This is a genomic window from Lonsdalea populi (assembly GCF_015999465.1).
GTDB classification, from domain to species: Bacteria; Pseudomonadota; Gammaproteobacteria; order Enterobacterales; family Enterobacteriaceae; genus Lonsdalea; species Lonsdalea populi.
Genome location: NZ_CP065534.1, coordinates 3853547 through 3859707 on the forward strand (window position 1 = coordinate 3853547; position 6161 = coordinate 3859707).

General features: G+C 53.6%; 5 protein-coding genes and 3 pseudogenes. 2 read left to right on the forward strand and 6 right to left on the reverse strand.

The features are described 5' to 3' along the window. Positions 1-122: 122 nt before the first annotated feature. Positions 123-239: pseudogene (locus I6N93_RS17135) on the forward strand (transposase); the annotation flags it as partial. Between the two features lie 222 nt (positions 240-461). On the opposite strand, the pseudogene I6N93_RS17140 reads toward I6N93_RS17135, so the two are convergent. Continuing rightward, a pseudogene (locus tag I6N93_RS17140) lies at positions 462-683 on the reverse strand (IS110 family transposase); the annotation flags it as partial. Positions 684-698: 15 nt separating this feature from the next. Between I6N93_RS17140 and I6N93_RS17145 the strand changes: the two are divergent. Next, positions 699-1406: pseudogene (locus I6N93_RS17145) on the forward strand (IS3 family transposase); the annotation flags it as partial. A 279-nt stretch (positions 1407-1685) separates the two neighbouring features. Here the strand turns inward: I6N93_RS17145 and mnmE are convergent. The 5 genes from mnmE to rpmH all read right to left on the reverse strand — a co-directional run bounded on the left by mnmE (position 1686) and on the right by rpmH (position 5508). Beyond that, on the reverse strand, positions 1686-3050 hold the full coding sequence (gene mnmE / locus I6N93_RS17150) for a tRNA uridine-5-carboxymethylaminomethyl(34) synthesis GTPase MnmE (protein ID WP_085687673.1): 1365 nt from the start codon (positions 3048-3050) through the stop codon (positions 1686-1688). An 81-nt stretch (positions 3051-3131) separates the two neighbouring features. Further along, positions 3132-4766 carry a membrane protein insertase YidC gene (yidC, locus tag I6N93_RS17155; RefSeq protein WP_085687664.1) on the reverse strand — a complete coding sequence of 545 codons (1635 nt, stop codon included), beginning with the start codon at positions 4764-4766 and terminating at the stop codon, positions 3132-3134. A 2-nt stretch (positions 4767-4768) separates the two neighbouring features. Then, on the reverse strand, positions 4769-5026 hold the full coding sequence (gene yidD / locus I6N93_RS17160; protein ID WP_085687662.1) for a membrane protein insertion efficiency factor YidD: 258 nt from the start codon (positions 5024-5026) through the stop codon (positions 4769-4771). Beyond that, on the reverse strand, positions 4990-5349 hold the full coding sequence (gene rnpA, locus I6N93_RS17165; protein ID WP_071999804.1) for a ribonuclease P protein component: 360 nt from the start codon (positions 5347-5349) through the stop codon (positions 4990-4992). The genes yidD and rnpA overlap by 37 nt, the downstream gene beginning before the upstream one ends. Positions 5350-5367: 18 nt before the next feature. Next, positions 5368-5508 carry a 50S ribosomal protein L34 gene (rpmH, locus tag I6N93_RS17170; RefSeq protein ID WP_085650663.1) on the reverse strand — a complete coding sequence of 47 codons (141 nt, stop codon included), beginning with the start codon at positions 5506-5508 and terminating at the stop codon, positions 5368-5370. Positions 5509-6161 lie beyond the last annotated feature (653 nt).

A 6161-nucleotide genomic window follows, 5' to 3' on the forward strand; every position in this document is an offset into this window, starting at 1 on the left:
GTGAAGCGCGAATATTTTATGTGCAACTAATTGTTGTGTAAATCAACTGTAGTCCCCCTCTGAATTTGGTCTTACCGTTTAATAGAGTTCTCTGGTTAAAATACAACCATCGGAGGCTCATCATGAAGAACGCGCGTTTCACTGAAACTCAGATCCTGCGGGTTTTGAAAGAGGTTGAAGGGGGTCGGCATGTGAAGGGTATCTGCCGCGAAAACGGTGTGTCGGAAGCCGGCTATTACATCTATGGACTACCTCCGTTTTGCAAGTACTGAATCTGGTTTTGGGTTGTTGCTTACATCTATCCGGCCTCAGCAATACTGACCTGTGCCCAAATGGGTAATCCGCACACCATCGCCTCAACAACTGGACGGCCTCTAAGGCCAATATAATAGTCAGGTTCCGATGGTGCAGGTGCAACCTGTCACCATATTTCAATACTCTGCAACTTTTCTCGGTAAGCTTTAAATCACAACAGATTGATATTCTGTACTATTTTTCAACATCGACCAGACAATCCGGGCATTCTTGTTTGCGACAGCGACAGTCGTTTTGTTAACGCCTCTTCGCTCTTTTAACTGATTAACCCACTGATTCATTGAGCTGTCATGATTATTCTCAGCAACTCTGACGACGGCCCTGGCCCCATGTATAAACATGGTTCGTAGATGCTTAGCATCTTTTTTTGGTCATGTTCATCAGTAGTCAAGGCGCTACAAAAACTGGCACATCAGTATCCGGCCTAGGGTTTTGGATTGATGTTCAATAAGTTACGACAGGCAGGGTTACTGTGGAATGCAAAGCGGGTTTACCGGATCTATCGATTGTTAAAACTCAACCTTCGGCGCAAAGGGAAAAAACGCTTACCTAACAGACATCCACAGCCGTTGGTTATTCCGCATAAAACGAACCACTGTTGGTCAGTTGATTTTATGAGTGATGCCTTGAGCGACGGGCGGCGCTTCAGGTTATTTAACGTCGTTGATGACTTTAATCGGGAAGCGCTGACCATCGAAGTTGATTTGAATATACCGGCTCATCGTGTTGTGCGCATTCTTGAACGATTAAGCACAGAACGAGCCTACCCGTCTTTTATACGCAGTGATAATGGGCCAGAGCTCACCGCCGCAGCCTTAGCCGAATGGGCAGAACGCCACGGTGTGATACTCGATTTTATTCAGCCCGGAAAGCCGATGCAGAACGGATTTATCGAGCGATTTAACAAAACGCTGCGAACAGAAATACTCGATATGTATCTGTTCAGAACACGGTCAGAAGTCCGCGTGCTAACAGAAGACTGGCGCACAGAATATAACGAGGAACGCCCACATAGCTTACTGGGTGATATGCCACCTGTTATCTATGCGCGGCAAAAACTGGCCGGAGATCCTCATTGGCGGTGGTACTAAAAACCGGAGGGACTACAGCAGTACACCAGTCTAAGTTGCTGATGCCTTTTCGGGTTAGGATTACGCTTGTTTACTGATACCTTCATCATTGCTCCACTTTGCTCCAAAATTCCAACTCGGGAGTGAATATGGATCAATTTTTAGCAAAGCAGAGCAAAGGTATGTGAAAAGTAGTAAAACCGCCTCATAACCAAAAACAAATAATTTCCATAAAAAACAAAAAGTTAATTTGATGTGCTTTGAAGGATTTTACCACGTTTCTCTGATTGATGAGCTACTTCACTTGCCGATACAGAAGCTGGAAAAAATGCGGCCCAATAAGTCGTCGGAGGTGAATTCCCCCGTAATCTCGCTGAGCGCCTGTTGCGATAGCCGCAGTTCTTCCGCCAGCAGTTCGCCCGCGTAAGCGCTGACCAGTTGGTCGCGGCCTTGTTCCAGATGTTCGGCCGCGCTTTCCAGCGCCTGTAGGTGACGGCGACGAGCCAGAAAGCCGCTTTCAGTGCTGATGGTAAAGCCCATGCTCTCTTTCAGATGATTGCGCAGCAGATCTACGCCTTCCCCGGTACGCGCCGACAGCCTGATGAGCGAGTGGGTGCTCACATCCTCGATACCGAGCGTTTCTCCGGTGATGTCCGCTTTGTTGCGCACCACGGTGATCGGCAACGTTTTCGGTAGTCGCGCCATAAACTCCGGCCAGAGGGCGGCAGGTTCGCTGGCCTCGGTGGTGGTGCCGTCCACCATAAACAGCACCCGATCGGCCTGCTCTATCTCCTGCCAGGCGCGCTCGATACCAATGCGCTCCACCTCGTCGTTGGCGTCGCGCAGACCGGCGGTATCGATGATATGCAGCGGCATGCCGTCGATATGAATATGCTCGCGCAGGACGTCGCGGGTGGTGCCGGCGATATCGGTGACGATAGCCGCTTCCCGGCCCGCCAGCGCGTTCAGCAGGCTGGACTTACCGGCGTTGGGACGACCGGCGATGACCACCTTCATGCCTTCGCGCAGCAGACTCCCCTGACGGGCTTCGGCGCGCACGCCGTTCAAATCGGCGATCACCGTGTTGAGCTGCGCCTCGATTTTGCCGTCGGAAAGGAAATCGATTTCCTCATCCGGAAAATCAATGGCGGCTTCCACGTAAATACGAAGCTGCGTCAGCGTTTCCACCAGCTGATGGATCCTGCTGGAAAAAGCGCCCTGCAGGGAGTTCACGGCGGAGCGCGCGGCCTGCTCGGAACTGGCATCAATCAGGTCGGCGATGGCTTCGGCCTGCGCTAAATCCAGCTTATCGTTCAGGAAGGCGCGCTCTGAGAACTCACCGGGACGGGCGATGCGTAGGCCCGGCAACGTCAGGATGCGTTTCAACAGCAGGTCCAGAATCACCGGGCCGCCGTGGCCCTGTAATTCCAGCACGTCCTCGCCGGTGAACGAATTGGGATTGGGAAACCACAGGGCTATGCCCTGATCCAGCACGCTGCCGTCGGCATCGAGAAAGGGCAGGTAGTCGGCATAGCGCGGACGCGGCAGTTTTCCCAGCACGGCTTGCGCCACGGCCGACGCGGCGGAACCGGAAATACGCAGGATACCTACGCCGCCGCGTCCCGGCGGAGTGGCTTGGGCGACGATGGTGTCGGTATGGCTCATGGTCATCTCTCTCAATTACATAAAAAATAAGGCGGTCAGTGACCGCCTTACGTTAGAAATGAGGTTGGCAATCAGCCGGCGTTATTTCTTCTCACGGCTGTGCAAGCCTCGCTTCTCCAGCCCGCGGTAGATCAGCTGCTGCTGAGCGATGGTCACCAGGTTGCTGACGATATAGTACAGCACCAAACCTGACGGGAACCACAGGAAGAACACGGTGAAGATGACCGGCATGTAGGTCATGATCTTCTGCTGCATCGGGTCGGTGACCGTCGTCGGCGACATCTTCTGGATGAAGAACATGGTCAGACCCATCAGGATAGGCAGAACGTAGTACGGGTCCTGAGCAGACAGGTCATGGATCCACAGCGCGAACGGCGCATGACGCAGCTCTACAGAGCCCATCAACATGTAGTACAACGCTAGGAAGATCGGCATCTGAATCAGCAGCGGGAAGCAGCCGCCCAGCGGGTTGACCTTTTCAGCCTTGTACAGCGCCATCATTTCCTGACTCATGCGCTGTTTGTCGTCACCGACGCGTTCGCGCATCGCCTGCAGTTTCGGTTGCAGCATGCGCATTTTAGCCATTGAGGTGTACTGCGCTTTGGTCAGCGGATACATGATGGCGCGCACGATAAAGGTGATGGCGATAATGGAGAAGCCCCAGTTACCGATGAAACCGTGCAGGAATTTCAGCAGTTTGAACAGCGGCTGAGAGATGAACCACAGCCAGCCGTAGTCGACGGTCAAGTCCAGGTGAGGCGCGACCGCGGCCATTTTGTCCTGAATTTCCGGTCCAACCCACAGCGTGGCCCGCAGCTGTTGCTGGCTGCCAGGCTGAACGACAACCGGCGCGGCTTTAAAGCCGATAGCCGCTTGACCGTTGCCCAAATTGGCGCTGTAGAACGTGTTGCTGCTGTTGGCCTGTGGAATCCACGCGGTGGCGAAATACTGCTGCAGCATGGCGACCCAGCCGCCTTGCGTCGCAAGGTTCAGCGGTTCTTTCATATCGCTGAAGCTGTATTTTTTGTATTTCTCGTCGCTGGAGGAGAAGGCCGCGCCGCGGTAGGTATGGAGCGCGAAATTGCTGCTGCCGGTATCGCGGTGTGAAGGCAGCTCGATGGACTGCTTCAACTGGCCGAACAGCGTCAGCTCCAGCGGTTGAGCGCTGGCGTTATTGACGCCGTATTCAACGCCCAGGGCATAGTCGCCGCGTTTCAGCACGAACGTCTTGGTAAAGGTCGCGCCGTTGGCGTCGGTATAGGTCAATGGAATGCGGATTTCGCTCTGACCGTCCGTCAGTTCGTAGCGATCCTGCGCGGTTTGATACAGAGGACGCGCACCGTTCGCCGGGTTGTCCGGACCATTTTTCCCGGTCAGACCGCTCTGCGCCTGATAGACGAAGGCCGGCGTCGTTTCCAGCAGCAGGAAAGGCTCGGTGGAGCCCAGCGTCGCCGGATAAGACAGCAGGTTGGCCTGCTCGATGTCGCCGCCGCGAGTGTTGATCGTCAGGGACAGTACGTCGGTCTTCACCGTAATCAGTTTACCCTGACCACTGGCGGGGACGCCCTGGTTGGCGGCATCGCCGACTGCATTATTCGTAGACTGTTGCGTGGTCTGTGTTGTGGCTGGCGGATTTTTATCCGTTTCCCAGGCCTGCCAGATCATGAACGTCACGAACAGCAGAGCGATGAGAAGAAGATTGCGTTGCGAATCCATCGTTAATGTTCTCTGTTATTGTCGGTTTTTGGCGGTACGGGATCATCACCACCAGGGTTCAAAGGGTGGCATTTTAATACGCGTTTCAGCGCCAACCAACAGCCTTTTAACATGCCGAATCTGCGTATTGCCTCAATGCCATATTGGGAACACGTCGGGTGGAAACGACAGTGCGGTCCCAGCAGTGGACTGATAAAGCGCTGATATCCGCGTATCAACCCGATCAGCAGGCGGGAGCCAATCGACAGTGCCGACGCCATAATTTTTCCAACGCTTCCGTCAGCGCACGGTTATCCAGATCGGCCACGCCTTTTTTCGCGATGATGATAAAGTCCATGGCAGGCAACTGGTGCTGATGCAGGCGGAAACTTTCGCGCGTCAGACGTTTGATGCGGTTGCGTTCATGAGCCCGTTTAACATGCTTTTTGGCGACGGTAAGACCGATGCGGGGATGCCCCAGCGTATTCAGGCGGCCGAGAATGGTGATTTGCGGCGTGCCGGCCCGTTGAGGTTGCTGGAAGACGAAAGAGAAATGGCTGGGAGTTAACAAACGTAACTCCCTGGGAAAAGCGAGCTTAACCACTCGGTGGGTTAGCTTTTATTACTTAGAAACGGACAGACGAGCACGGCCTTTCGCACGACGGCGGGCCAGAACCAGACGACCATTTTTGGTGGCCATACGAGCACGGAAACCGTGGCTACGGTTACGCTTCAGTACGGACGGTTGGAAAGTGCGTTTCATGGCGATTTCTACCTAAACTTGATTAAAACTTCATAGTTAACGCGTTTGGCTACTCGGCGTGAAGAAAATGACCGACGCCTCAATCGCATATACATAGATATAAAATGAGGCGGGATTGTAATAATTGTACAGTCCCGAGTCAATTAACATCCGCGTTCACCCACCCGATGTTTCCCGCTTGAGGAAACATCACCTGCCTAACCGAGCACAGCGTGCAGGCGCCACGCGCAGGGCGGGAATTATACGTACTCCATACTAAAGCGCAAGGATCGAGCACAGATCCTGGTAAGAAGATCATGATCCCCCCTCACCGGCAATGGAGAAAAATCCGTCTATCCTTATAGAGGCCCTACAGCAGCCCGCCGGGTGTGGGTAACCTTATCATGACCTCCGATCCTCTGCGTCGGGGCCGGTAGGGGAATAAGAATAGCCTGTGGATAAAAAGGATCAAAACTGTGCAGAAGGGGGAAGATCTCTGCAGGCGTTTAGGTTATGATCCGCCGTCCCGCTAGCGATCCTCCGTCGGGATCGTCACGGTAAGCCGCATCAATGCGCGGCGCACGCTGGCTCTCCATATCCGGGTAGCGGGTGCCAAAAATCATGAGTTACATAACTAACGATTCTGTTTCTTTTCTTTGTTCTATCTTGTTCGA

Coding starts and splice junctions, on each gene's coding strand:
- mnmE (WP_085687673.1), bottom strand. CDS start 3,050: ATGAGCCATACCGACACCATCGTCGCCCAAGCCACTCCGCCGGGACGC.
- yidC (WP_085687664.1), bottom strand. CDS start 4,766: ATGGATTCGCAACGCAATCTTCTTCTCATCGCTCTGCTGTTCGTGACG.
- yidD (WP_085687662.1), bottom strand. CDS start 5,026: ATGGCGTCGGCACTGTCGATTGGCTCCCGCCTGCTGATCGGGTTGATA.
- rpmH (WP_085650663.1), bottom strand. CDS start 5,508: ATGAAACGCACTTTCCAACCGTCCGTACTGAAGCGTAACCGTAGCCAC.